Below are 21,127 nucleotides of genomic sequence, written 5' to 3'. Positions count from 1 at the left end.
CGGCTGCGTCGTCAATTCGTTGGAGGAGATTTGCTGGAGGAGTCGGTCGGCGTGGCGCATCCGGTCGGGGACCCGTTGCCCGCGCTCGAGTATCGCGCTCGATTGTCGACGGTGCCGTATCCGGCGCTGATCGCCGACCCTGCGGGGATCGTCGTGGCGACCAGCCCCGGTATGCACGATCTGCCCCTAGCCCTCGTCGCGGGTGCGCGCCTCGAGGACACCGCACTGCACTGGTTGTCGGAGACGCACAGTGCACTGGCCGCGGGGACGGCCACGTCGAGCGCAGTGGTGTCGGGGCAATTGGACGACCAGCCGGTCGAGGCGCACGCCACGCCCCTGGCCGACCGGTCGGTGGTCTGGTGGCTGGTCGAAGACGACGCCCGATCGTTGCGCCGAGCACACGCGGCGCTGCGCGAAGAACGGGAGCGGACCGCGTTCCTCGCCGAGACATCGGACATGCTGCTGGCGTCGTTGAACGTCGAACGCTGTATGGAGGCGACGGTGCGGATGGCGGCCCGACATATCGCGGACGCCGCGGTTCTGGTGGCTCCGGTCGTCGGCGCGCGACTGCCGATCACCTACTGCTGTTCCGGCGATCGGGTGAGCCACCGCACCCTCGAGGAAGATCCGGCCACCGTGGCGGGGCTCAGCGAGGCGCTGCGCGGATTCCCGCCCGTACCGTCCCGCTGGATCGACTCGGCCACGTTACCGAACTGGCTTGTGCCCGAGGGCTTTCCGGGCCCGGTCGGTTCGGTCGTGATCACCCCGCTGCCCGGCCACGGCGTGCCCGCGGGCGCGCTGGTGCTGTTGCGCCGCACCGGCGAACAGGCGTTCAGCGAGCGGGACGAGGTGTTCGCGCAGCTGTTCGCCGCGCGGGCCGGCGGCGCGCTGTCCGCGGCCCGGCTCTATGCCGAGCAGGCGAGCATCACCGGTGCACTCATGCGCGAGTTGCTACCGCCGCGACTACATCGGATGGACGGTATCGAACTGGCCGGCGGCTATCGGGCCGCGGAGAACCACGAGATCATCGGCGGGGACTTCTACGACGTGCATCCGGCGGTGACACCCGACGGGGAATCGCTCGTCGTGCTGGGCGACGTGTGCGGCAAAGGCTTGGAGGCGGCGATTCTCACCGGGAAGATCCGCAACACCCTGCACGCGTTGGTCTCCATGGCCGAGGACCACGAGCGCGTGCTGAATCTGCTCAACAGCGCGCTGTTGTCCTCCGGGCCGACCCGTTTCGCGACGTTGGTGCTGGCGTCGATGCGGCGCGACGAGGCCGGGGTGCGCCTGCGGTTGACCTGTGGCGGTCACCTGCCACCGCTGATCGTGCGACGTGACGGCACGGTGGAAAGGGTTGCGACACAAGGACAACTGGTCGGCGTGCTGCCTCGGGTCAGCGCGAGCACGGTGACCACGGTGCTGGCGCCGGAGGAGACCTGCCTGCTCTATACCGACGGTGTCACCGAGGCACGCGGCGGCCCGTTGGGCGCGGACATGTTCGGCGAGGAACGGCTCGCGGCAGCTCTGTCCGACTGCGCGGGGATGCCTGCCGATGCCGTCGTCGAGCACATTCGCATGCGCGTGGCCCACTGGGTCGGCCAGCGTCAGCACGACGACATCGCGGTGGTCGCGATCACCGCGCCACGCCATGTTCGTGCCGCCGACGGCGACCGGGTGAGCGCCGCGTGACGCTGGACCCCGCGCCGGGCACCGACCTGGCCGAACTGCGAGATCGCCTGTGGGACGCCGTTTCCGGACGAGACGAGTACGCGGCCGCGGATCTCGTGCTGGCGGCCGTCGACGCGGGCCTGAGTCCGGAGCAGGTGCTGCTGGAGGTGATCGCGCCGGTGCAGTTGCGCGTCGGGACGGAATGGGCGGCGAACCGGATCACCGTCGCGCAGGAGCACGCCGCCACCGCGATCAACGATCGCGTCATCGCGGCACTCGCGCATCATCCGGCCAGCAGGCCGACGACGTCCGCGGGTCGTGTCACGATCGCCTGCGTCGACGGGGAATGGCACGCGTTGCCCGCCCGGCTCGTCGCCGAGGTGCTGCGGCTGCGCGGCTGGCAGGTGGATTTCCTCGGCGCGCAGGTGCCCACGCACCATTTGGTCGCCCACCTGCATCAGCACAACCCGGTGGCGGTGGCGCTGTCCTCGTCGCTACCGACTCGGTTGCCCGCCGCGCACGCCGCCATCACCGCCTGTCAGGCGACCGGCGTGCCGGTGCTGGTGGGTGGGGCGGCATTCGGCCCGGATGGGCGTTACGCCCGGTTGCTCGGCGCGGACGCCTGGGCGCCGGACGCACCCGCCGCGGCCGATTGCCTAGGTCGTGGGCTGCGGCGTACCGGCAGCGGGACGGCCGTGCTGGCGCATCTGGCCGATCAGGAGTACACGATGGTCGCCCGCAGTGCGCCGCAATTGGTCGGTGCGACGGTGGCCGAACTGGAGAACCGGTTCCCGCCCATGCGGTCCTACACCGGCCTGCAACGGGACCGCACCGTCGAAGACATCGCGCACATCGTCGACTTCCTGGCCGCCGGCCTGTACACCGACGACAGCGACCTGTTCCGCGACTTCATCGTGTGGACCGCCGAAATCCTCACCGCCCGTGGTGTTCCCGCGGTATCGCTGCGGGTGACCCTCGAGGTGCTGACCGGTGCGCTGCAGGACTTTCCTCGCGCCCGGCGCCTGCTCGCCGAGGCCGGTGCGGCGCTGCCCGCCGCGACGACCAGCACCGACGAGAGGACCGCAGCCGCGCCCTCCGCCGGGGTGTGATCCTCGCCTCTTCTCCTTTGCGGAGAGGAGCTCTTTTCGTTCAGAATCGAGTTGTAAAGAGATCCCCATTTAGTAACAAGGCAACTTATCAGATCGTGTTGGGCGATTATCTGGCGCATGTCGAGATCGTCGTGCGCCGGCTCTGGTAGGGCAGTGGTCCAGGCGGGTTATCGCTGGAAGAGGCGTTTCCGCGGCGTGCCGCGGGTATCGAATCACGTTGGCTGTCTGCACGAAAACGGTCGATTCCGATTGGTTCAGTGCACGGGCGAAGTGGAGATGAGATGAGCGACAGTAATGCCCTTGGCCGCGAAATCGCATTATTCTATGCGGCGTACTCCGCGGAATACGTGGCGGCCATGACCGGTCGTCCCGAAGGGGATGAATTCTTCTACCGGAAATACTATTCGGTCCCGATGTACATCGGTGAGGCCGATCCCGCGGACGCGGGCGAGCCCAGGCCGGGCCGGAGCCGTTGGCTGCTGACCGACTCGGCGATCCGAGAATTCTTGGTCGCCAACGAAACCGAACTCGCCGCCCGTGGATACCACCACGCGAAAATCCTGGATCGCGTTGTCCGCGTGTTGAACAGCACGCGCGTCAACCTGGAGATCGTGGTGAGTCGCCTGCGCGCGGACGACGTGGAAATAGAGCGCTGGGCAGTGGGCTACGGCATCGCGAAACTTGCCGAGGGCTGGCGGATCATCGACCTCTACACCGCGGTAACGACCGCGGACACGGTCGCCGAAGCCTGGCCGCCCGCCACCGCGCTCTGACGTGTCTGTTCAGCGTTCTGGAGACCGCCTGCACCGCAGCGTGACCGAAAGAGGGGAGGCGCGATGACCATCGAACCTTTGGTGCGTCCGCGGGTCCGTGATCTGGATCGCAGCGAAAGGCTCTTCGCCGCAGGCGGTCTCTGCGTCGGGTACTCCGTCCGTGTGCGCGGCCGGCTCGATCTCGGAAATCTGTACGAGGCGTTCGCCATACTGCGAAAGACCCACCCGCTCCTGTCGTGCCGGATCGTCGATCTGGACGGCGAGCGCACCGTCTTCCGCGCTGTGGACGAAGAGCCGCTGATCGTCGTCGAGCACGGCCTGAGAAACGACGAGCCACTGCCCGATATCGAGAATCGCACTGCCGCCTTGCATGTGCAGTGTGAAGACTCCGCGACGGCGTGGGTGACGCTCCTGGTGCACCACTCGATCGCCGACGGCGGTCACGCAATGCGGCTGCTGGCGGATCTGTGGACTTTCTTCACCGACCCAGTCCTCGGTCATGCGGCGCGCCCTCGACAATATCCTCGCTCGCTGGAACAGTTGCTCGCCGAACGCGATATCGCCGCGAGCCCGGCGCCCGCGCCACCGGTATCTCCGGCTGAAGGGCTCGTGGCCCTCGATCCGGTCCCGTCGCGCGAAGCGCATCCGCGCGTCGAATTGACGACAGCGGAGACGAAAACCCTCGTCCGAATGAGCCACCGGGCGGGTGTGACAATCAACGGATTGGTCTCCGCGGTGCTGCTTCGAGCGGTCGCGGACGTAAACAACGCAGACGTCTCGGACGTGCGTTACAGCTACCCCGTGGATCTGCGTCGTCGATTGACCCCACGCGTGTCCGCCATCGAAGGAACGAACGTCATCGGCAACGCCTTCTTCACCCCACTTCCGGGGATGACCACCGGAGCGCTCGCCCGCTCGATCACCGGCAAACTCGCGATCGATCTCGCCGCGGGTGGCCTGCACCGGCACTATCTGAACACCTCGGAGTATCTGGACGCGTTGGATCGAGCCTTCTCGCACCGACCAGGCACCGTGCTGGCCACCAATTGGGGTGTGATTCCGGAACTTCCGGCTCCGGACGGAATCATCTTCGAGGACTTCCGTCCCGTCTGGCATGTCACCCGGCCGGTCGGCGTATCGGACATCCGTTCGCTGTCACCGGCGCATATGGGTGTCATCCTCACATTCGAAGGGCGCCTCATCATCGAGATAGCGAAATCCGACCCGCGTCCGGACGCGCTGACCACACGACTCCGCGAACACTTCGACACGCTCTTGACCGCCGCCCCCTCGACCTTTCCGGAGATGACATGACCACCGCAGGGGACGACGGCCTCGACGCATTTCTGGCGATGCTGAACGGCGGCGAGATCGAGAAGATGCTCGTCGGCTTCACGGCGGGTGGTGAACTGTCGTGATCACGATCGTCACCGCGGTCGACATCACTGTGCGAGCCGCGCCCGAGGCCGTGTACGACCTGGTGTCGGTGCCCGACAACTGGCCGGAGATCATCCCGTCCTCGCAGTGGGTGGAGGGCGACACGCATCGGTCCGTCGGGGTCGGTGCGCGATTCACCGACCATATACTCGACCCGATCGGTGGCACCGCAGCGGCGCTGGACTACGTGGTGCGACGTGCGGAGCGGGCGAAAGTTCTCGAGTTCGAGGCCGAGAAGCCTTTCGGCCGAACGTATTTCACGTACTCCGTCACCTATACTTTCGAACTCGTAGCCGCGGGAACCGTATTCCGGCGTACAGCTCGCACGGGGTACCCTGAGCAACATCCGCTGCCGAGACAGATCCTCAACGGCGCGCTCGATGAGCCGACCCACGGCAGGCTCTACCTGGAAAATGTGAAAAGGAAGCTGGATGGCGACCCGGTGCGGTCCCCGGCAGGCGGAGAACGCATGTGGGAATAGCCACAGAATTGCTAACATTGCCCTGAGGGTAGGCGATGATCGCGTTGTGATCGCCGATCACGGTTGACGAACCGAGGAGGATTTCCGATGAAACGTGCCGCAATGCTGCTCGCCGCCGTGGCGGGCATCTCCGTTCCCGTGGTGTCGATGGCCGGGGGAGCGACCCTGACGCCGACCGCGGCTGCCTACCCGGTCGGCCCCTGGGGCGTGGACGGCTGCAACGGCAAGGCGCCGGACCAATGCCCGTTCAGTCCGTCGGAAGACGGCCTGACCTGGGCCTGGCACGGCGACGCCTGGAATTACGACAAGACCGGCGCGTTCGTCTGCATGTCCTCACAATTCTGGTGCAACCCGGTGATGTCCGTCGTGCGCGCCTTGCCGCCGACCCCGATCGGCTCCTGGATCCACCCGTCCTGACCGACCCGGCGGCCGGGCAGCTCGCTGCTCGGCCGCGGCGGGCGATCTTTCGTGGCAGACCAACAGAAAGCGGCGGCAATGCAGTTCGGTGTCTCCATCCCCAATTACGGTGCGGCGGTCTCGGGTGCGCGACTGGCCGAATGGGGTTCGGGTTGTGAACGTCTCGGTTTCGATCTCGCGATGGTCACCGACCATCTGGCGCAACCCGCCGACGTGCGGCGGGCATATCCGGAGGACTTCTACGAAAGCTTCGCCGCACTCACCTTTCTCGCCGCGCTCACTCGAACGATCAAGGTGGGCACCTCGGTTGCGGTGCTGCCGTTGCGAAATCCGCTGCACACCGCTCGGGCCATCGCCACGATCGACCAACTCAGCGGCGGCAGAGTCGTTTTCGGTATCGGTGTCGGCGGCGCCGAACTCGAGTACCGCGCGCTCGGGGTCGACTTTCGCCGCCGCGGTGCCATCGCCGACGAATACCTGAACGTCATCACCCGGCTCTGGCGCGGTGAAATCACCGGCTTCGCAGGCGAATTCGTGACATTCGACGACGTCTTGGCAACGCCGTCGCCCGTCCAGCGCGGTGGTCCGCCCCTTTGGGTGGGCGGCAGCGCCGCACCGGCCCTCCGTCGGGCCGTGGATTACGACGGCGTATGGCATCCGACCTTTCCCACCCTGGCGAGCTTGGACAGCGGCATGCGCACCGCGAATGCGCTTGCCGCCGAGCGTGGTACACGTCCACCCGGCGTCGCTCCCCGGATCCGGCTCGCGATCCACGCCGAGCCCGTACCCGAGCCGGACCGTCCGCTGGGCGTAGGCTCGGTCGATCAAATTGTCACCGATCTGCGCGCGCTGGCCGACCGCGCGATCACCGCGGTCGTCTTCGACCCGGTGCACCACCCGTTCATGCCGAACGCGCCCGCGTCGCGCACGATCGCCGAGGACAACCGCGCCTGGGACGCGATCGAACAGCTCGCCGCCGAGATCATCGACACCCGAGCGCACAGCCTCCGCTGATCCCTCCGCACACGCTCCACCGCAACGGTTCTCGTTCTGACGAGACGGCTATGGCCGGTCGTCGACGGCATCGAGTGACGGTGGCGTCAGCGGGCGGCGCGCATCCGTTCGATCCGGTCGAGGACGGCTTCGAGCGCGTCGTCGAACTCGGCGGCGCTGTGGTCCTGGGAAAGCTTGGGCTGCAAGCGGAACAGGTTCGGGAAGCCGGTCAGGCCGTCGCCGCGGGATCGGTGCAGTTCCGTTGCCTCCGAGCCCCGTGCGGCGACCTGAAGCAGCAGCTGCCCGAGTAGGAAGGTCGTGTACGAGCGGTAGGCGTTGACCGCGGCGTCGTCGTCGAAGCCGTACGCCAGCAACGTGTTCAGGAACGTCTCCATCCACCGCAGGCTGCCCAGCGGGGGTCGCACCCACGGCGCCTGCGCCGGCGCCGTCGCCGCGAGCGGGAACAGTTCCGGATGGTCCAACGCGACCTGGCGCACCCCGTGCGCCAGCCGCACCAGAAAGTCCTGCCAGTTGTCCGACGATGCGGCGTCGATCAGGCACCTGTCGATCACCTCGCCGGTCTCGGTGGCATGCCCGTCGACGGAGCCATGACCGCACATTCGACACAATGTAGCTGGCGGCGTTTACCTTGTAAACTGTGCAGGTCAGGCGCTGTATGGACGCAGGATCGGGTGTCGTTGCCGTTGCGCAGTTGGGTAGTGGGTGGAGGGTGAAATAGTCTGACCGTTGGTCTTGCTTCAACGCGTGCAGTGAGGGGAAGTCCCGGTGGACGAACATCACGACGATCGCGTAGAGGATTTGGCGACGGTGCCGGACTCTCGCGACTCGGAGTCGAGCGAGCGCGATGAATCGCGGGCACCGTTGAGTCGTCGCCTGATCCTCGAGCTGGCCATCGACCTCGTCGATCAGGAGGGGCTGCGCAAGCTGACCATGCGCCGCCTCGGTTCGGCGTGTGGGGTCGAGGCGATGGCCCTGTATCGATACGTGCACAGCCGTGAGGACTTGCTCAGCGGGATGGTCGACCTGCTCATCGACGACCTGCACACCGACCAGCTCGCCGCCCGCAGGCAGGAAGACGGCTGGCAGGATTTCCTGGTGCGCCTCGCCCACGGGGTACGGCAGATCGCCTCGGATCATCCGGAACTGTTCCCGCTGACCGCGACCCGCCCGCCCGAGGCGCCGTGGGTGCGTCCGCCATTGCGGAGCCTGCGCTGGATGGAAACGTTCCTCGATACCTTGTTGTCGTACGGCTTCGATGACGACGCCGCTGTCGGCGCCTACCGCTCGTACACGACGTTCCTGCTCGGACAGTTGCTGCTGGAGGTCGCCGCGCGGGCGCCGATGACCGGCCCAGAGCCGGGGCGCGCCTCGGCCGGTTCGCTGGCAGAGTTCCCGCATTTGTTCCGGCTGCAGCCCAAGCTTTCCCAGGACCACAGCGCCGCGGAGTTCGAGGAGGCCCTCGAAGCGCTGCTGGACCGGCTCGAACACACGCTCACCACCGACTGACGCGGACCCGGTGCGGGCGAGGATACAATGTAAACTCACCCCGTGACCGACTACGAGCCAGGGACGCCGATGCCGGAACGAACTGCACGTCCCGCCGGGACCTGGCTGACCACAGCACGCGAAATGCACGACGGTGTGGCCGTCGTACGGGTCGGCGGCGAGATCGACGTGCTGACCGCGCCGAAGTTTGCCACCGCCATCGACGACGCGCAGACCACCGACACCGGGGACGCCCCGTACGGCTTGATCGTGGATCTGTCGGACGTGACCTTCATGGCCTCATCGGGCCTCACCGTGCTGGCGGCCGGCGCGCAACCGAACCCGCGCGGCACGCGACTGGCCGTGGTAGCGAGTCATCCCGCGACGCTGCGGCCGATGCAGCTGACCGGTTTGACCGACCTGCTGAGCGTCTACCCGACGGTCGCCGAGGCCCATGCGGCGCTGCGCACCACGCGTCCCTCCGACGATCGACACACCCAAGCCGAACAGTCCGGTTAGCGGCGAACCTGCACATCCATCTCGACGACCGTGCCCGAGTCGCCCGGTCGCATTCGCACCGAATCCATCAGCGCGCGCATCAGTGCGATGCCGTGCCCGCGAAATGATGCCGGGTCGTCCACCGGTGGTCGCCAGCGTCCGGTGTCGCGGACGGTAACCCGCAGAACGTTCGCCTCGAACCGTGCCCGAAGCCGAATGGTCGCGCCATCGCCGCGATGCCCGTGTTCGACGGCGTTGGTGCACGCCTCACCCACCGCGAGCACGACGTCCAGCTGCTGGTCCGCGGTCATCGCCGACCGTTCCAGCCAGTCCCGCAGCGTGTTCCGAACCACGGGTAGTTGCGCCGCGGCGGCACGGAAGTCGAGCTCGAGTGGACCCGGCGGAGCGCTGGTGTAAACGTTGCCGGTCGAGAACTGCGGATCCTGGGGACATGGGGAGTGGCGGGCTCGAGTCATCGTGGCTGTACGACCTCCGTCCTTTTTCGCGATAGCACTCGCTATACCCGCTTCGTGTGCGCGCAACCCGCTGCGCTGTCGCCTTTTCCGGCACATCGAAAATTCGGATCGCCGTGCATGGCCGCGGATCGAGTGGGTATGGCGGTGGCTATGACGACCAACAGGACACCCCATGCTCCGGCAGTGCGGTACCTGCCGGTGGTGGCAGCCACGTTCATCCACTGGGTGGGTTATTCGGCCATTGCGGCTGCGGGTTTGAGCGTAGCGGTGGTCCTACCCTTGGGTCTGCTGCGCTGACGGTGCCGTGCGCCGCTGCGGCGCAACCGGTTCAGGTGTGGCAGTCGACGCAGGTGATCAGAGCGTCGTCAGACAATCGAGCGAAATGCTCGGTGACGAACGCCGTCCACTCCGCCGCTCGTTCGTCGCTGATGTCGGCGCGCAAGCCGCGGTCGCCGCGTTCGTGCCAGCGGCCGTCGATGACGAGATACCTCCGCCGCCATCGCATCGCCTGCACCCCAACGCAATACGGCCGGTATGTCGTCGGGGCAGAGGCCGTCGACCGGATGCTCGCGCAGCACCTGCCGGTCGATCTCGAGGTCGGCTTCGGACACGTAGCGGCGGTACGGGGTGAGCCGCGTGCGGTCGCCGTAGAGCGCCAGTTGCCGTTCGACGTCCCCGCCGACGACCATCACCAAGAAATGCATCGGCCACCACCGCGGGATGTGGCCGCTCGGACGAGCGGCGGCGAGTCGCTTTCCGTGGCCGGTCTCATACCACCGAACCTAGTCCGATCGACCTGGCACGGTACCGCTGGGCAGCACCGATGAATCCCGGACGGCCGGGGCGTCGTTACGTCTGTACCGAAAGACATGATCAACAGAAGGGATCCCAGGCATGACGAAGCCGTTTCGATTCGGGGTCGTGGCACCGCTGATGACCGAGGTGCCGACGTGGCGAGATCGGGTGCGCCGCATCGCCGACAGCGGCTACTCGACGCTGCTGGTACCCGACTTCCCCTTGACCCAACCCGCGCCCGCCGCCATGCTCGCGACCGCCGCGGCCCTGACCGATCTGCGGGTGGGCCCCTGGGTGTACGCCTCGCCTTTCCGGCCACCGTGGCTGACCGCCTGGGAAGCGCACTCGCTGTCGGTGCTGACCGAAGGTCGTTTCGAGATGGGCATCGGCACCGGCAGGCCGGGAATCGAGGACGAGCTCCGCGACAAGGGACTGCCCGTCGTACCGCCCACCGAGCGACTGGATCAGATCCGGGAGACCGTGCGGGCGCTGCGCGAACTCGACGGCCCCGGCCTGCACACCCCGGTCGGGATGGCCGTGCTCGGTCCGAAGGCCCGGGCGCTGGCCGCCGAGATCGCCGACACGGTCACCTTCGCCCTGGGCCCGCAGTCGCGCGCAGAAGTCGAGCGGCTCGCCGGCGATGTGCGCTCCCGCGGGGACGTAGAACTCGCGCTCGCCGTGCCGGTCATCGGCGACGCCGTGGCACCGCACATGGCGCCACCGACCACCGACCCCGCCGCCCTGCGCGCCGCCGACGCACTGACCGTGCTCCCGGACGACCCGGCCGCCGCCATCGAGGAAATCCAGCGCCGCCGCGAGGAAAACGGCTTCTCCTACTTCATCTTCGGCGCCGACTTCGCCGAACGCTTCGCTCCGGTCGTCGCCGAACTCAGCGGACGGTAGACCCGGCAGCGCACCGTTCGTGCACAGCGACTGGACGGTATGCGTCCGATCCGACGATGGGGGTGCGGAGCACGCCGATCGATTCGATCTCCACCTCGACGCTGTCACCGGGTCGCAAGTACTGCGGCGGGGTCATGGCCATTCCGATGCCGGCCATCGTTCCGGTGGCGATCACGTCGCCGGGCAGCAGGGTCACCGTGTCGCTGATGTAGGCGATCAAGCGCGGAATGCTGTGCAGCAGTTCGGCTGTGTTCGCGTGCTGCCGGAGTTCACCGTTCACCCGGGTGCTGATGTCCAGCCGGTGCGGGTCGCCGATGTCGTCGGCGGTGACCAGGACCGGCCCGATCGGCCCGCTGCGGTCGGCGTTCTTGCCCAGCGTCCATTGGATGGTGTCGGTTTGCTTCCTGCGGGCGGTCAGATCGTTGAAGGCGGTGTACCCGAGAACCGATGTCAGCGCGTTGTCTTCGGTTGCGCACCAAGTGGTTCGGCCGATCACGACCGCCAGTTCGCCCTCCCAGTCGAGGCCCTCTTCGTGCGGCGGGACCGGAACCGGGTCGCCGTCGACCACCAGGGTGCTCGGCCAGCGGCCGAAGATCAGCGGCAGCGCCGGCTCGGCGACGCCCGCCCGCTCGGCCTCCTCGGCATGGCAGCGGTAATTGATGCCGGCGCAGAAGATTCGGGCTGTCTTCGGCACAGGCGGCACCGAGCGCAGTTCGGCGAGTAGGAGATCGGGCTCCGCGGTGGTGCTCGCGGCAGCCTCGGGATCGGCGTAGTAGTCGTCGATCGGGCCGAGGTCGCGCACTGCCGCGCCGCGGATTTCGCCGATCCGAGGTCCGGTGGGCGATTCGAAGGCGATGAGTTTCATGGGCGGCTTCCTTCGTGAGATAGCTTGTCGGGCTGGAACTCTCGGCCGTGTACCGGGATCAACCGGTAGGTGTCGCCGTCGCGGACGAGGTGCCCGCCGGTCGGTGTGCCGAAATGCGTTCCGAGCACGAGGGTCGGTGAGTCGGCGAACCGCTCGAGGAAGTTCCACCTGCTGCTGGCGGCGGCCGTGCTGTCGGTGTCCATCTCCACCGACCAGTCCGGGCGTGCGATCTGGAACTGGGCGTGCATCAAATCGCCGGTGATGACGGCACTTTCGCCGCCGTCCTCGATGAGGACCGACACGTGACCGGGTGTGTGCCCCGCTGTGCCGAGCAGCGAGATTCCGGGAACTACGGTCTGGCCGGGTTCGACCCAGGTGATCAGTCCTGCGTCCGCTATCGGGGCGAGGGAGTCCGCGAAGACGGCGGCGCCGTCGACCATGCTGTGGCCGAATTCCGAGTACGCCGCATGCGCCTGCGGGTCCTGCGCGAAGGCCGCCCAGTGCTCGTATTCCGCACGCACGAAGAAGTATCGGGCGTTCGGAAAGGTCGGCTGCCAATCGTCGTTCTCGCGGATCGTGTTCCAGCCGACATGGTCGATGTGCAAATGGGTCGTGAGGACCCCGTCGACTTCCTCGCGCCGCCACACCCGCTCGAATCTCGCCAGGAAGTCCGTGTCGAGATGGTCGAAGGCGGGCGCGATGCGCTGCTTGCCGTTACCGATTCCGGTGTCGACCACGATCTTGTGCGTGGGCGTTTGCACCAGCAGCGAGTGGACCATGCCGTTCATCCGGTCGCCGTCGAAGTAGGTCGGGCGTAACCAGTCGATTCGTGCTATCTCTGCCCGCGTTGCGGCCGGAAACACCTCGAGCAGGAATTCGACAGGCGTCCAGCCTTGCAGCTCTTCGATTTTCGTGATCGAGATATCGCCGACCCGCCACTGTTCGGTCGTCATGCGGCGACCGTCTCGGCGGTGGCGGTCAAAACCGCGCGACCGAGAATATGTCCCGCGATGGTGAAGCCGAGGTAGGCCGGGGTGGCGTCGGCGGGAACGCCGATGGTCTCGATATCGAGGGCGTGCACCACTACGAAGTACCGGTGCACGCCGTGTCCGGCCGGCGGTGCGGCGCCGAGGAAGCGGGCGACGCGGGCGTCGTTCGGCAACTGGAAGGCACCTTCGGGTAGGCCCGAGCCGGTGTCGTCGCCTGCGCCCTCCGGGAGTTCGGCGACGGTGGCGGGGATATCGGCCACGGCCCAGTGCCAGAAGCCGGAACCGGTCGGTGCGTCGGGGTCGTACACCGTGACGGCGTAGCTCTTCGTACCGCTCGGGGCACCGCTCCAGCGCAGGTGCGGGGAGACATCCTTGCCGCCGGGCACGCCGGCGGAGAACTGCTCGGGCGACCAGGCGTCGCCGTCGGTGACGGTGGTGCTGGTGACGGTGAAAGCCGCGGCCTCGGGGAGGCGGGCGAAGGGGTTGTTGCTGTTCATGGCGTCTTCCTGGGAGAGCGTCTACGGGCGGGAACACGATCCGCACCCGGGGCTGAAACGTCAGCCATGATCGACAATAGCACTAATAATCGATTATCTGTCCAATAGTCTATGCTCATGGCATGACGCAGACGGACGAGGCCACGGCCGCGCCGGGGAAGTTGATGCTCTCCGAGCAGGTCTACGCGCACCTGCGGGACGCGATCATGCGTGGCGAGTACGCGCCCGGGGCGGCGCTCAAGCCGCAGGATCTGGCCAAGGAACAGGGGGTGAGTCTGGCTGTCGTGCGCGAGGCCCTGGTGCGGGTGGTCGGTGACGGCCTCGCCGACCGGCTGCACAATCGCGGCTTCGCCGTACCCGCCGCGTCCGACCGGCGCTGGCAGGAGATAGCCGAGGCGCGGCGCACGATCGAACCGGTCGTGCTCCGAATGTCCATCGCGCGTGGCGATCTCGACTGGGAGGCCCGGGTGCGCGCCACCCATCACCGCTTGGCCCGCACGCCGCCGTACCCGCCGGAAGATCCCGACCACTACAGCGCCGAATGGGCCGAAGCCCATCGGCTCTTCCATCGGACGCTGCTGGAGGGCTGTGCCAATGCGGTTCTGCTGGAGACTTTCGATCGGATGTGGACCGCGAGCGAGTTGACCCGCCGTTGGTCGGCGCAACGTAACCCGGATCGGGACGGTGTGGAGGAGCACCGTCGCCTGGAGGAGGCGGCGTTGGCCCGCGATGGCGATGCCGCGGCCGAGATTCTGATCCGGCACCTCACCCTGACCGCGACCGGCTTGAACAACCCGGTGTCAGGTACTGCCCTGGGGTCGTGACCTTTTGGGCGCCGAACAGACGAAATCCCCCGCAGTGCAGGGGATTTCTGTGAGCGTTCGGCTACCGATCCTGTCCCAGGCCCAGGTTGGGGAGCAGCGTGAAGACGCCGGGGGAACCCGGCTCGACCGGTTGCGGCGCCGGTGACGACTTACCGGATCCGATGACGGTCGTGGTGAAGATCGGCGCCGGGTCCGGATAACACGACACCGGCACGTTCACCGCGAAAGGTCCCGCCTGCGCGTTGACCACCATGGTCAAACCCGGGTCGGCGTAACTGGTTCCGGCCAGCGTGGTGGTGATCGAACCGGAGTTGCCTGCCGTGACATTCACGGTGAGCGCGGGCAACGTGAACGTCGAGCCGCCGGGCAGCCGGTCGGTCACCTTGATCGCCGCCTTGCCACCGCTGGTGTCGATCGTCGCCTTGACGGTGCCGCCGGTCAGCGACGAGGACACGTAGGTGGAGTTGGTCGGGAAGGGCGCGACCAGTTTCAGGTCACGGACGTAATTGATTTTGTATCCGCCCTGATTGGCCGGAATCTGTCCCTGGCCCGCGACCAGGTTGATGGCGACCGCCGAGCTGGGCGACGCGGTAGCCGGAGCCGTGCCGGTAACCTGCATCGGCATGGTCGATTCCTGCGGCGCCCCGATCGGCGGCTTGGCCTGGCACTTGAAATTGACCGTCACCGGGTCGGCCGCAGCAGGCCCGGCCAACAGGGCCGCGGGTGCCAGCGCCAGCGATACCAGCGCCGAAATAGTGGATACACGAACAAAATTCGCCGAATATCTGTTCATCGCCGTTCCTCACGATCTTTCCGGGAGCACGGCCGACCGAGAAGCGCCGGCCGCGAGGTAACAGACCCTCATCCGAAATGTGGATGCTTCTGATTGATACAACGATTATGTGCACCATGCACAGCCCAGAAGAAGTTGTCGGACTGGGGATTTGAGTGGGGAATTGCCGGGGGCGCAAACGGGCACTACCGCACCCGGATCGGAATATGAAGTGGCAGTCGATCTTCCAGGCGACAGGTTCGACGCTCGCTTGGGGATCGAACCCGGCCGGGCTTCAACTCCGAAGCATGCGAGTGGCGATGTGATAAGTCGCCGGGCACGAACTCCTCGTTTGCTCCCCTCGGGGTCCGCTCCTGCGAAACCCGCTGTGCCGCAGCCGCAGAACGTGGCGGACCGGCTCCGTCGGGCCGCCGAGGTGGCAACTCCGCCGCGATGAACGATCTCGCTCGACTGCTTCAAGGGCGGGTCGACCGGCGGAGCCGGCCGCTGCGCTGGGTTGCGCAGCATCCGTAACCAGAACGAGCTGGACGAAGCCGAACTCTGGCTGCGCCGTGCCGCGGTCGCGGGGCACCCCGAGGCCATGGGCAGTCTCGCCGCTGTGCTGCAACGGGGTGATCAACGACCGCCGAACGCCTGATCGCTTTCGAACAACAGAAGTCCGGCCTGGTCGACAGGGCCTCCCTGATAGCCAGGGCGATCGACCGCCTGCGCGAGGACCGCCGCCGAGGCTGAGTGGTGGTCTGCGGCACCCCCTTTTCTTCCATTGCCAATGGAAACCAGGGCTTGTTCGTGACCTCGGGCGATGGTGTCGTGGACGCGGTCGGGTCCTGTGCGGCGCACCGTCTGGTTGGCGTCGAGAGAGCGAGTGTCGGTGGAACACGGTGAGCGGGTGGCGCAGCGCCGAGCGGAGTTGACGGGGGAGTTGCTGGCGTACTTCGGGTCGATGGCGGCCCGGGAGTTGGGTGCGGACGAGGACATCTTCGCGCTCGGACTGGTCAACTCGCTGCGGTCGCTGGAGATCGTGGTCCATGTGGAGCAGTCCTACGGGATCACCGTCGATGTCGAGGATCTCGAGCTCGACAACTTTCGCACGGCCGCACGTGCCGCGGCATTCGTCGAGCGCAAACTGTCCGGGAGCGGTCTCTAGTGATCGATGTCGCGGACCTGGTCGCGGCGGCCGAGACCGATGCGGCCCGCTGGGACCGGGACGGCCTGCCCGACGAGATGATCGCGCTCGCGGCCGGCCGCGGTGTGCTCGGCGCGGACCGGCCCGTGCGCTTCGGCGGCGGCGGTCTCGACGCGCACGAACTCGGCCTGCTCGCCGCCACTCTCGGTCGCGCCTGCACGAGTTTGCGTTCACTGCTCACGGTGCACGGTATGGTCGCCGCCGCGGTGGACCGGTGGGGGACGGTCGCGCAGCGCGAACTCTGGCTGCCCCGGCTCGCCACCGGGAGGACGGTGGCCGCGCTGGCCGCTACCGAAGCCGGTGCGGGCACGGACTTGTCGCACGTCGCAACAACTTTCGACGAGGACGAGGGCGACAGGCTGGTGTCCGGAACGAAGCTGTGGGTGACCTTCGGTCAGGTCGCCGACGTCTTCCTGGTGCTCGGCACCTCGGCGGGCGGTCTGTGCGCGGCCCTCGTCGACCGAGACCTTCCGGGCGTCTCCGTCCAGTCGGTCGAGGGCGGGCTCGGCCTGCGTGGCGCGCGGCAGGCGCATATTCGGTTCGACAGCGTGCGAATACCCGCCGCCCACCTGCTCGCGCCGCCGGGTTTCGGTCTCTCCCATGTCATCGGCACCGCGCTGGATCACGGACGATTCACGGTCGGGTGGGGCTGTGTCGGATTGGCTCGCGCCTGTCTGGATGACGCTGCCGCACATGCCAATACCCGCAAACAGGGTGACACCGCGCTCGCGCAGCACCAGCTGATCCGCGCGACGCTGGGCCGGTGCTCGGCGGAAGTCGAAGGCGCACAGGCGATGTGTGCCCGGGCGGCGGCGGCTCGGGCGGCCGGTTCGGCCGACGCGCTTGTCGCCACCATCGCCGCCAAGTATGTGGCCGCAGGGGCCGCGGCGTCGGTGAGCGAACGTGCCGTGCAGGTGCTCGGGGCGGCCGGGTGCGCCCCGGACAGTCGCGCCGGACGGTTCTATCGCGACGCCAAAGTCATGCAGATCATCGAGGGAGCACAGGAGGTCGCCGAAGTGGCGATGGGTGAGCACGTCTTGCGGGGCGCGCGATGAGGAACGGACCCGTACTACTCGGGCCGGTGGCGACCTGGTTTCCCGCCGCGACGGCGGCGGTATCCGGGCTGGCTGAGCTGGATGCGCTGCCGCCCCCGCGCCGGGACCACGCCCTGGCCTTGGGCATCGAGACGGTGCGGACGGCAGACGCGAGCACGGAAGTCGATCTCGCCGCCGAAGCGGCGCAGGCGGTGCTGGCCGAGGCCGGTCGCAGCGCCGACGAGATCGATGCGCTGTTGCTCGTCACAGGCCGTGCGCCGGAGTATCTGCTGGCGTCGGAGGCGACCCGGCTGCAACACCGCCTCGGCGCGCGACGCGCCTTCACCACGGGCGTCGGCGATCTCGGCTGTGTCTCGGTGTCGGCCGCGCTGTCCCTGGCCGCGGCACTGGTGCGCGCGGACTCGCACTGTCGCTCCGTGTTGGTTGTCACCGCCGCCAAAACCCCTACACCCCAGCGCTATCGGCCCCCGATGACACTGCTCGGGGACGGCGCGGCCGCCGTCCTGGTCACCGCCGCGGGCCCCGGGCGCTGGGAGTTCGTCGACCAGATCGTGCGCAGCGACGGCAAATACGCGGACCTCTTCCGAATCGATTACCGCGACATCCCATCGGACGCATGGACCGAGCAGTGCACGGACGAACCCACCTATTCGTTCCGGCTCGCGGTGGAGAGCAAGAAGCGGCTCGAGGCGATCATCACGGAACTGCTGGACCGCAACGGTATTCCCGCGGACGCGGTGGGGCCGATCATCATGCAGAACCTGTCGGCGGGCGCCTTTGCCTTCTGGGAGGAGGCGTTGGACCGCCAAGTCGACAAGGCATGCCGGAGCAATCTCGCGGCCTACGGTCACCTCGGTTCGATGGACATGCTGGTCAATCTGGAAGCCGCGGCCGCGACCCGGGCGATCGGTGAATACGCGTTGCTGGTGAACAGCAGTCCGGTCGCCGCCTGGAGCGCCGGACTGGTGCGGAGGGTGTGATGGATTCGACGGTGAAATGCCTGGTCTGGGATCTCGACGACACGGTCTGGCCGGGCGTGGTGCTCGAGTCCGATGGCGGGGCACCCAAACCTGAAGCGCTGCACGCTATCCGGACGTTGGATGAGCGCGGGATCCTGCATGCCGTCGCGAGTCGCGGCGAAACGGGCGTCACCACCGCGCATCTGCGTCTGCACGGGATCGAGGAGATGTTCACCGCCGTCGAGATCGGGTGGGGCCCGAAGTCGGCCGCGATTCGCCGGATCGCGGAGACACTGAACATCGGCCGGGACATGATCGCGTTCGTGGACAACGACCCGGTCGAGCTGGCCGAAGTGGCGGCCGCCTATCCCGAGGTGCGCTGCTATTCGGCAGACCGTATCGGCGACCTGCCCGGGTTGCCCGAGTTCACGCCGGGCACAACGACTTCCGAGGCGCGGGAGCGCCGTTCGTATTACCGCGCGGAGCGGTCTCGGGAAGTGTCCCGGTCCGAGTTCGAGGGTTCGGACGCGGCGTTCCTCGCCTCCTTGGACTTGGTGATGACGGTGCGGGAGGCCACGGAGGACGATCTGGTCCGGGCCAACGAGCTGACCGTGCGCACTCACCAACTCAATACGACGGGCACCACGTTCGATATCGATGAGCTGCGCGCACTGTGCGCCTCGCCCCAGCATGAAGTACTTGTCGCCAGTTTGACCGACCGATTCGGCGGCTACGGCACGATCGGGCTCGCGGTCACCGAGCACCGCGGCGGCGACGCGGTGCTGCTCCTGCTGCTGATGTCGTGCCGGGTGATGTCGCGCGGCGTGGGGACGGCGCTGATCGGCGAGCTGGTCCGGCGGGCCAGGGCCGCGGGGCGGCGCCCGGCGGCGGAGTTCGTCGCGACGCCGCGCAACCGGATCATGCTGGTGTCACTGCGTTTCGCCGGCTTCGAGGTGGTCGAGCACGGCGACCGCATGCTGTTGGCCTACCAGCCGCCGTCGGACACCATCAGCGGCACCAGCCATGTCGAGGTGCGGCGATGAGTACGACCGTGGACAGCCGGGCGAGCGACCTGCTGAGCGGAATCCTGTCCCAGGTCGAGCGGGTGCCCGAGCGCACCGCGCTCGTGGTCGGGTCGCGCTCGCTCACCTATCGTGAACTCGACACCGCCACAGCGTCGCTCGCGCGTCGGCTGGTGGGCGCCGGCGTGCGGCCGGGCCAGACCGTCATCGTGTACCAGCGGCAGAACCTGGACACCGTAGTGGGCATGATCGCGGCGCTGCGTGCCGCTGCCGCGTGGTGTGTGATCGAACCGGACCGCGGCGAGCAGTCGTTGCAGGCGGTGCTCGCGGCGACGGACTGCGCCGCGATGCTCATCGACGGACAAGACCCGCTGACCCCCGCAGCCGTCGCCGCTACGCGCACGGCTGCGCCGCAGGCCGGGCTCGCGGTGCTCGACATCGCCGAGGCCGCACCGGCACCCGAGCTGGAGCTGCCCGCTCAGCCGCCCATGCGGGCCCCCGCCTACGTGATCACCACCTCCGGCTCCACCGGTCTGCCGAAGGTCGTCGTCGTCTCACGCGCGAATCTCGCCACCTTGATCGGATCGCGCGATTATCCGCACACCGAAGGCGAACTCGTCACCTTCTCGGCGATGCGCCTGATCTGGGATGGGTCGCTCATGGGGTTGGCCTGGGCACTCGCCGTGGGCGGTACGAGCGTGCTGCCCGACGCCCGAATGCTGCCGGACGTCGAGGCGGTCGCCGAACTGGCTGTGCGGCAGCATGTTTCGCACCTCGTCTCGACCCCCTCGTTCTACCGGTTGCTGCTGCCGCGCCTGGCGGAGCGGAGCGCGACGCTGCGGATCGTGACGCTGGGCGGGGAGGCGGTGCCGGTACGTCTCGCGGAAGAGCACTACGCGACCTTGCCCGACACTCGGCTGCACAACGAGTACGGCCCTACCGAGGCCACGGTTACCTGTATCTGCCACGTGGTTTCGGACAGCAAGCGCCATATCGTGCCGATCGGCACGCCCACCGCGGGCACGGCGGCCTATCTCGTGGACGGCACGCTGCGACCGGTCCGTTCCGGTGCGCGGGGCGATCTGTATCTCGGCGGCGGACAGGTCACCGACGGTTACGCGGCCCGGCCGGGCCTGACCGCGAGCCGCTTCGTGGCCGATCCGTTCGCGGCCGAGCCCGGCGCCCGCATGTACCTCACCGGTGATCTCGCGCGGGTAGCTGCGAACGGCGACATCGAATTCCACGGCCGGGCCGACAGTCAGGTGAAGGTGCGCGGCGTCCGGATCGAGCGGGCCGCGGTCGAGACCGTGCTGGAGAATCACCCCGCCGTGCGCGAGGCCGTGGTGCTGGCCGAGCGCGACGCCGACGACGCGGTGTTCCTCGCCGCGTTCTGGGTGCCGGCGGACAGCGCGGCGATCCCGCCGAGCACCGGCGCGTTGACCGCCTACTGCGCTCAGCATCTGGCGCCCGAGTCGGTCCCGGAGCGGTTCGTCGCGATCGAGGTGCTGCCCATCGCGCCGGGCAGCAGCAAGCTCGACGAAGCCGCCCTGCGCGCGCTGCTGCGCGCGCCGGCGCGGCGACCGGCGCCCTCGCGCGACACCTGGACCGAGCTCGAGCGGGCGGTCGGCGCGATCTGGTCCGAGGTGCTGGTGCACGACGAATTCGACCGCGACGAACGGTTTTTGGATGTGGGCGGCAACTCACACCGGGTGGTTGCCCTGCACGTACGGCTGGAAGCCCGCTGGCCCGGCGCCATTTCGGTGGGGATGCTGTTCGATCTCGACACCGTGGCCGCGCAGGCCGGTGTTCTCGCAGCAGACCCGGTGCTGCCCGCCGACCCCGTGGACAGCGCGCCGATGACATTCGAGGTGTAGAGGA

23 protein-coding genes and 1 pseudogene are annotated in these 21,127 nt (G+C 67.8%); 17 read left to right on the top strand and 7 right to left on the bottom strand.

The annotated features are described in order from the left end of the window. The first annotated feature begins 30 nt into the window (after positions 1-30). The 7 genes from NVU01S_RS04070 to NVU01S_RS04040 all read left to right on the top strand — a co-directional run bounded on the left by NVU01S_RS04070 (position 31) and on the right by NVU01S_RS04040 (position 6,902). Positions 31-1,692, top strand: a complete 1,662-nt coding sequence (locus NVU01S_RS04070) for a PP2C family protein-serine/threonine phosphatase (protein WP_043665004.1) — start codon at positions 31-33, stop codon at positions 1,690-1,692. Further along, positions 1,689-2,780 carry a cobalamin B12-binding domain-containing protein gene (locus NVU01S_RS04065; RefSeq protein WP_052280211.1) on the top strand — a complete coding sequence of 364 codons (1,092 nt, stop codon included), beginning with the start codon at positions 1,689-1,691 and terminating at the stop codon, positions 2,778-2,780. The genes NVU01S_RS04070 and NVU01S_RS04065 overlap by 4 nt, the downstream gene beginning before the upstream one ends. Before the next feature lie 281 nt (positions 2,781-3,061). After that, positions 3,062-3,553, top strand: coding sequence for a DUF6841 family protein (locus tag NVU01S_RS04060; protein WP_043665001.1), 492 nt, complete (start codon positions 3,062-3,064; stop codon positions 3,551-3,553). Positions 3,554-3,616: 63 nt separating this feature from the next. Then, positions 3,617-4,867: a phthiocerol/phthiodiolone dimycocerosyl transferase family protein gene (locus tag NVU01S_RS04055; protein WP_043664998.1), complete on the top strand. Its 1,251-nt coding sequence runs from the start codon at positions 3,617-3,619 to the stop codon at positions 4,865-4,867. 100 nt (positions 4,868-4,967) lie between these two features. After that, complete coding sequence (locus tag NVU01S_RS04050; protein ID WP_043664995.1) at positions 4,968-5,471, top strand: SRPBCC family protein; 504 nt, start codon at positions 4,968-4,970, stop codon at positions 5,469-5,471. 87 nt (positions 5,472-5,558) lie between these two features. After that, a complete protein-coding gene (locus tag NVU01S_RS04045) occupies positions 5,559-5,888 on the top strand; it encodes a hypothetical protein (RefSeq protein WP_228831871.1) in 330 nt (109 codons plus the stop codon). Between the two features lie 51 nt (positions 5,889-5,939). After that, on the top strand, positions 5,940-6,902 hold the full coding sequence (locus NVU01S_RS04040; RefSeq protein ID WP_244467118.1) for a TIGR03619 family F420-dependent LLM class oxidoreductase: 963 nt from the start codon (positions 5,940-5,942) through the stop codon (positions 6,900-6,902). An 86-nt stretch (positions 6,903-6,988) separates the two neighbouring features. On the opposite strand, the pseudogene NVU01S_RS04035 reads toward NVU01S_RS04040, so the two are convergent. After that, positions 6,989-7,417: pseudogene (locus tag NVU01S_RS04035) on the bottom strand (TetR/AcrR family transcriptional regulator C-terminal domain-containing protein); the annotation flags it as partial. A gap of 292 nt (positions 7,418-7,709) precedes the next feature. On the opposite strand from NVU01S_RS04035, the gene NVU01S_RS04030 reads away from it, so the two are divergent. Both NVU01S_RS04030 and NVU01S_RS04025 read left to right on the top strand, forming a co-directional pair. Then, positions 7,710-8,408 (top strand): TetR/AcrR family transcriptional regulator, encoded by a 699-nt coding sequence (locus NVU01S_RS04030; protein ID WP_052280228.1) that lies wholly within the window; start codon positions 7,710-7,712, stop codon positions 8,406-8,408. Between the two features lie 42 nt (positions 8,409-8,450). Beyond that, entirely contained in the window at positions 8,451-8,906 is a 456-nt protein-coding gene (locus tag NVU01S_RS04025) for an anti-sigma factor antagonist (protein WP_156161429.1), read from the top strand. Here NVU01S_RS04025 and NVU01S_RS42255 read toward each other — a convergent pair. Together NVU01S_RS42255 and NVU01S_RS43120 are read right to left on the bottom strand one after the other, a co-directional pair. Continuing rightward, the gene (locus NVU01S_RS42255) at positions 8,903-9,361 is read right to left on the bottom strand and encodes an ATP-binding protein (protein ID WP_167829345.1); all 459 of its coding nucleotides are present in this window, start codon (positions 9,359-9,361) and stop codon (positions 8,903-8,905) included. The two genes, NVU01S_RS04025 and NVU01S_RS42255, sit on opposite strands and share 4 nt — an antisense overlap. A 365-nt stretch (positions 9,362-9,726) precedes the next feature. Continuing rightward, positions 9,727-10,065 (bottom strand): hypothetical protein, encoded by a 339-nt coding sequence (locus NVU01S_RS43120; protein WP_156161428.1) that lies wholly within the window; start codon positions 10,063-10,065, stop codon positions 9,727-9,729. Positions 10,066-10,255: 190 nt separating this feature from the next. Between NVU01S_RS43120 and NVU01S_RS04000 the strand changes: the two genes are divergently transcribed. After that, positions 10,256-11,059 carry an LLM class flavin-dependent oxidoreductase gene (locus NVU01S_RS04000; RefSeq protein ID WP_043664975.1) on the top strand — a complete coding sequence of 268 codons (804 nt, stop codon included), beginning with the start codon at positions 10,256-10,258 and terminating at the stop codon, positions 11,057-11,059. On the opposite strand, the gene NVU01S_RS03995 is transcribed toward NVU01S_RS04000, so the two are convergent. The 3 genes from NVU01S_RS03995 to NVU01S_RS03985 are packed head-to-tail and all read right to left on the bottom strand — an operon-like array spanning position 11,046 to position 13,410. Continuing rightward, positions 11,046-11,924, bottom strand: coding sequence for a fumarylacetoacetate hydrolase family protein (locus NVU01S_RS03995; RefSeq protein ID WP_043664972.1), 879 nt, complete (start codon positions 11,922-11,924; stop codon positions 11,046-11,048). The two genes, NVU01S_RS04000 and NVU01S_RS03995, sit on opposite strands and share 14 nt — an antisense overlap. Next, on the bottom strand, positions 11,921-12,877 hold the full coding sequence (locus tag NVU01S_RS03990) for an MBL fold metallo-hydrolase (protein WP_052280209.1): 957 nt from the start codon (positions 12,875-12,877) through the stop codon (positions 11,921-11,923). Before NVU01S_RS03990 ends, NVU01S_RS03995 begins: the two co-directional genes overlap by 4 nt. Then, a complete protein-coding gene (locus NVU01S_RS03985; protein ID WP_043664971.1) occupies positions 12,874-13,410 on the bottom strand; it encodes a YbhB/YbcL family Raf kinase inhibitor-like protein in 537 nt (178 codons plus the stop codon). Before NVU01S_RS03985 ends, NVU01S_RS03990 begins: the two co-directional genes overlap by 4 nt. A gap of 122 nt (positions 13,411-13,532) precedes the next feature. Here NVU01S_RS03985 and NVU01S_RS03980 point away from each other — a divergent pair, with 122 nt between their 5' ends. Next, positions 13,533-14,234: a GntR family transcriptional regulator gene (locus tag NVU01S_RS03980; protein ID WP_043664968.1), complete on the top strand. Its 702-nt coding sequence runs from the start codon at positions 13,533-13,535 to the stop codon at positions 14,232-14,234. Between the two features lie 61 nt (positions 14,235-14,295). Here NVU01S_RS03980 and NVU01S_RS03975 read toward each other — a convergent pair whose 3' ends face one another. Beyond that, positions 14,296-15,027, bottom strand: a complete 732-nt coding sequence (locus NVU01S_RS03975; protein WP_156161427.1) for a cyclase — start codon at positions 15,025-15,027, stop codon at positions 14,296-14,298. 496 nt (positions 15,028-15,523) lie between these two features. Here NVU01S_RS03975 and NVU01S_RS43115 point away from each other — a divergent pair, with 496 nt between their 5' ends. From NVU01S_RS43115 to NVU01S_RS03945, 6 genes are all read left to right on the top strand, one after another. Further along, positions 15,524-15,664, top strand: coding sequence for a hypothetical protein (locus NVU01S_RS43115; protein ID WP_156161426.1), 141 nt, complete (start codon positions 15,524-15,526; stop codon positions 15,662-15,664). Positions 15,665-15,898: 234 nt separating this feature from the next. Continuing rightward, on the top strand, positions 15,899-16,174 hold the full coding sequence (locus NVU01S_RS44450; protein WP_226887313.1) for an acyl carrier protein: 276 nt from the start codon (positions 15,899-15,901) through the stop codon (positions 16,172-16,174). Beyond that, a complete protein-coding gene (locus NVU01S_RS03960) occupies positions 16,174-17,268 on the top strand; it encodes an acyl-CoA dehydrogenase family protein (protein ID WP_043664966.1) in 1,095 nt (364 codons plus the stop codon). The genes NVU01S_RS44450 and NVU01S_RS03960 overlap by 1 nt, the downstream gene beginning before the upstream one ends. Further along, the gene (locus NVU01S_RS03955; RefSeq protein ID WP_043664962.1) at positions 17,265-18,248 is read left to right on the top strand and encodes a beta-ketoacyl-[acyl-carrier-protein] synthase family protein; all 984 of its coding nucleotides are present in this window, start codon (positions 17,265-17,267) and stop codon (positions 18,246-18,248) included. The genes NVU01S_RS03960 and NVU01S_RS03955 overlap by 4 nt, the downstream gene beginning before the upstream one ends. After that, a complete protein-coding gene (locus NVU01S_RS03950) occupies positions 18,248-19,270 on the top strand; it encodes an HAD-IIIC family phosphatase (protein ID WP_043664960.1) in 1,023 nt (340 codons plus the stop codon). The genes NVU01S_RS03955 and NVU01S_RS03950 overlap by 1 nt, the downstream gene beginning before the upstream one ends. Then, positions 19,267-21,123: a non-ribosomal peptide synthetase gene (locus NVU01S_RS03945; RefSeq protein WP_043664958.1), complete on the top strand. Its 1,857-nt coding sequence runs from the start codon at positions 19,267-19,269 to the stop codon at positions 21,121-21,123. Before NVU01S_RS03950 ends, NVU01S_RS03945 begins: the two co-directional genes overlap by 4 nt. Positions 21,124-21,127 lie beyond the last annotated feature (4 nt).

This window comes from Nocardia vulneris (assembly GCF_001613425.1).
Classification (GTDB): domain Bacteria; phylum Actinomycetota; class Actinomycetes; order Mycobacteriales; family Mycobacteriaceae; genus Nocardia; species Nocardia vulneris.
Note: the sequence above shows the minus strand (reverse complement) of the source record. Positions and strands in the feature narration are given on the sequence as shown.

Coding starts and splice junctions, on each gene's coding strand:
- NVU01S_RS04060 (WP_043665001.1), top strand. CDS start 3,062: ATGAGCGACAGTAATGCCCTTGGCCGCGAAATCGCATTATTCTATGCG.
- NVU01S_RS04055 (WP_043664998.1), top strand. CDS start 3,617: ATGACCATCGAACCTTTGGTGCGTCCGCGGGTCCGTGATCTGGATCGC.
- NVU01S_RS04045 (WP_228831871.1), top strand. CDS start 5,559: ATGAAACGTGCCGCAATGCTGCTCGCCGCCGTGGCGGGCATCTCCGTT.
- NVU01S_RS42255 (WP_167829345.1), bottom strand. CDS start 9,361: ATGACTCGAGCCCGCCACTCCCCATGTCCCCAGGATCCGCAGTTCTCG.
- NVU01S_RS43120 (WP_156161428.1), bottom strand. CDS start 10,065: ATGCATTTCTTGGTGATGGTCGTCGGCGGGGACGTCGAACGGCAACTG.
- NVU01S_RS04000 (WP_043664975.1), top strand. CDS start 10,256: ATGACGAAGCCGTTTCGATTCGGGGTCGTGGCACCGCTGATGACCGAG.
- NVU01S_RS03995 (WP_043664972.1), bottom strand. CDS start 11,924: ATGAAACTCATCGCCTTCGAATCGCCCACCGGACCTCGGATCGGCGAA.
- NVU01S_RS03990 (WP_052280209.1), bottom strand. CDS start 12,877: ATGACGACCGAACAGTGGCGGGTCGGCGATATCTCGATCACGAAAATC.
- NVU01S_RS03985 (WP_043664971.1), bottom strand. CDS start 13,410: ATGAACAGCAACAACCCCTTCGCCCGCCTCCCCGAGGCCGCGGCTTTC.
- NVU01S_RS03980 (WP_043664968.1), top strand. CDS start 13,533: ATGACGCAGACGGACGAGGCCACGGCCGCGCCGGGGAAGTTGATGCTC.
- NVU01S_RS03975 (WP_156161427.1), bottom strand. CDS start 15,027: ATGAACAGATATTCGGCGAATTTTGTTCGTGTATCCACTATTTCGGCG.
- NVU01S_RS03955 (WP_043664962.1), top strand. CDS start 17,265: ATGAGGAACGGACCCGTACTACTCGGGCCGGTGGCGACCTGGTTTCCC.
- NVU01S_RS03950 (WP_043664960.1), top strand. CDS start 18,248: ATGGATTCGACGGTGAAATGCCTGGTCTGGGATCTCGACGACACGGTC.
- NVU01S_RS03945 (WP_043664958.1), top strand. CDS start 19,267: ATGAGTACGACCGTGGACAGCCGGGCGAGCGACCTGCTGAGCGGAATC.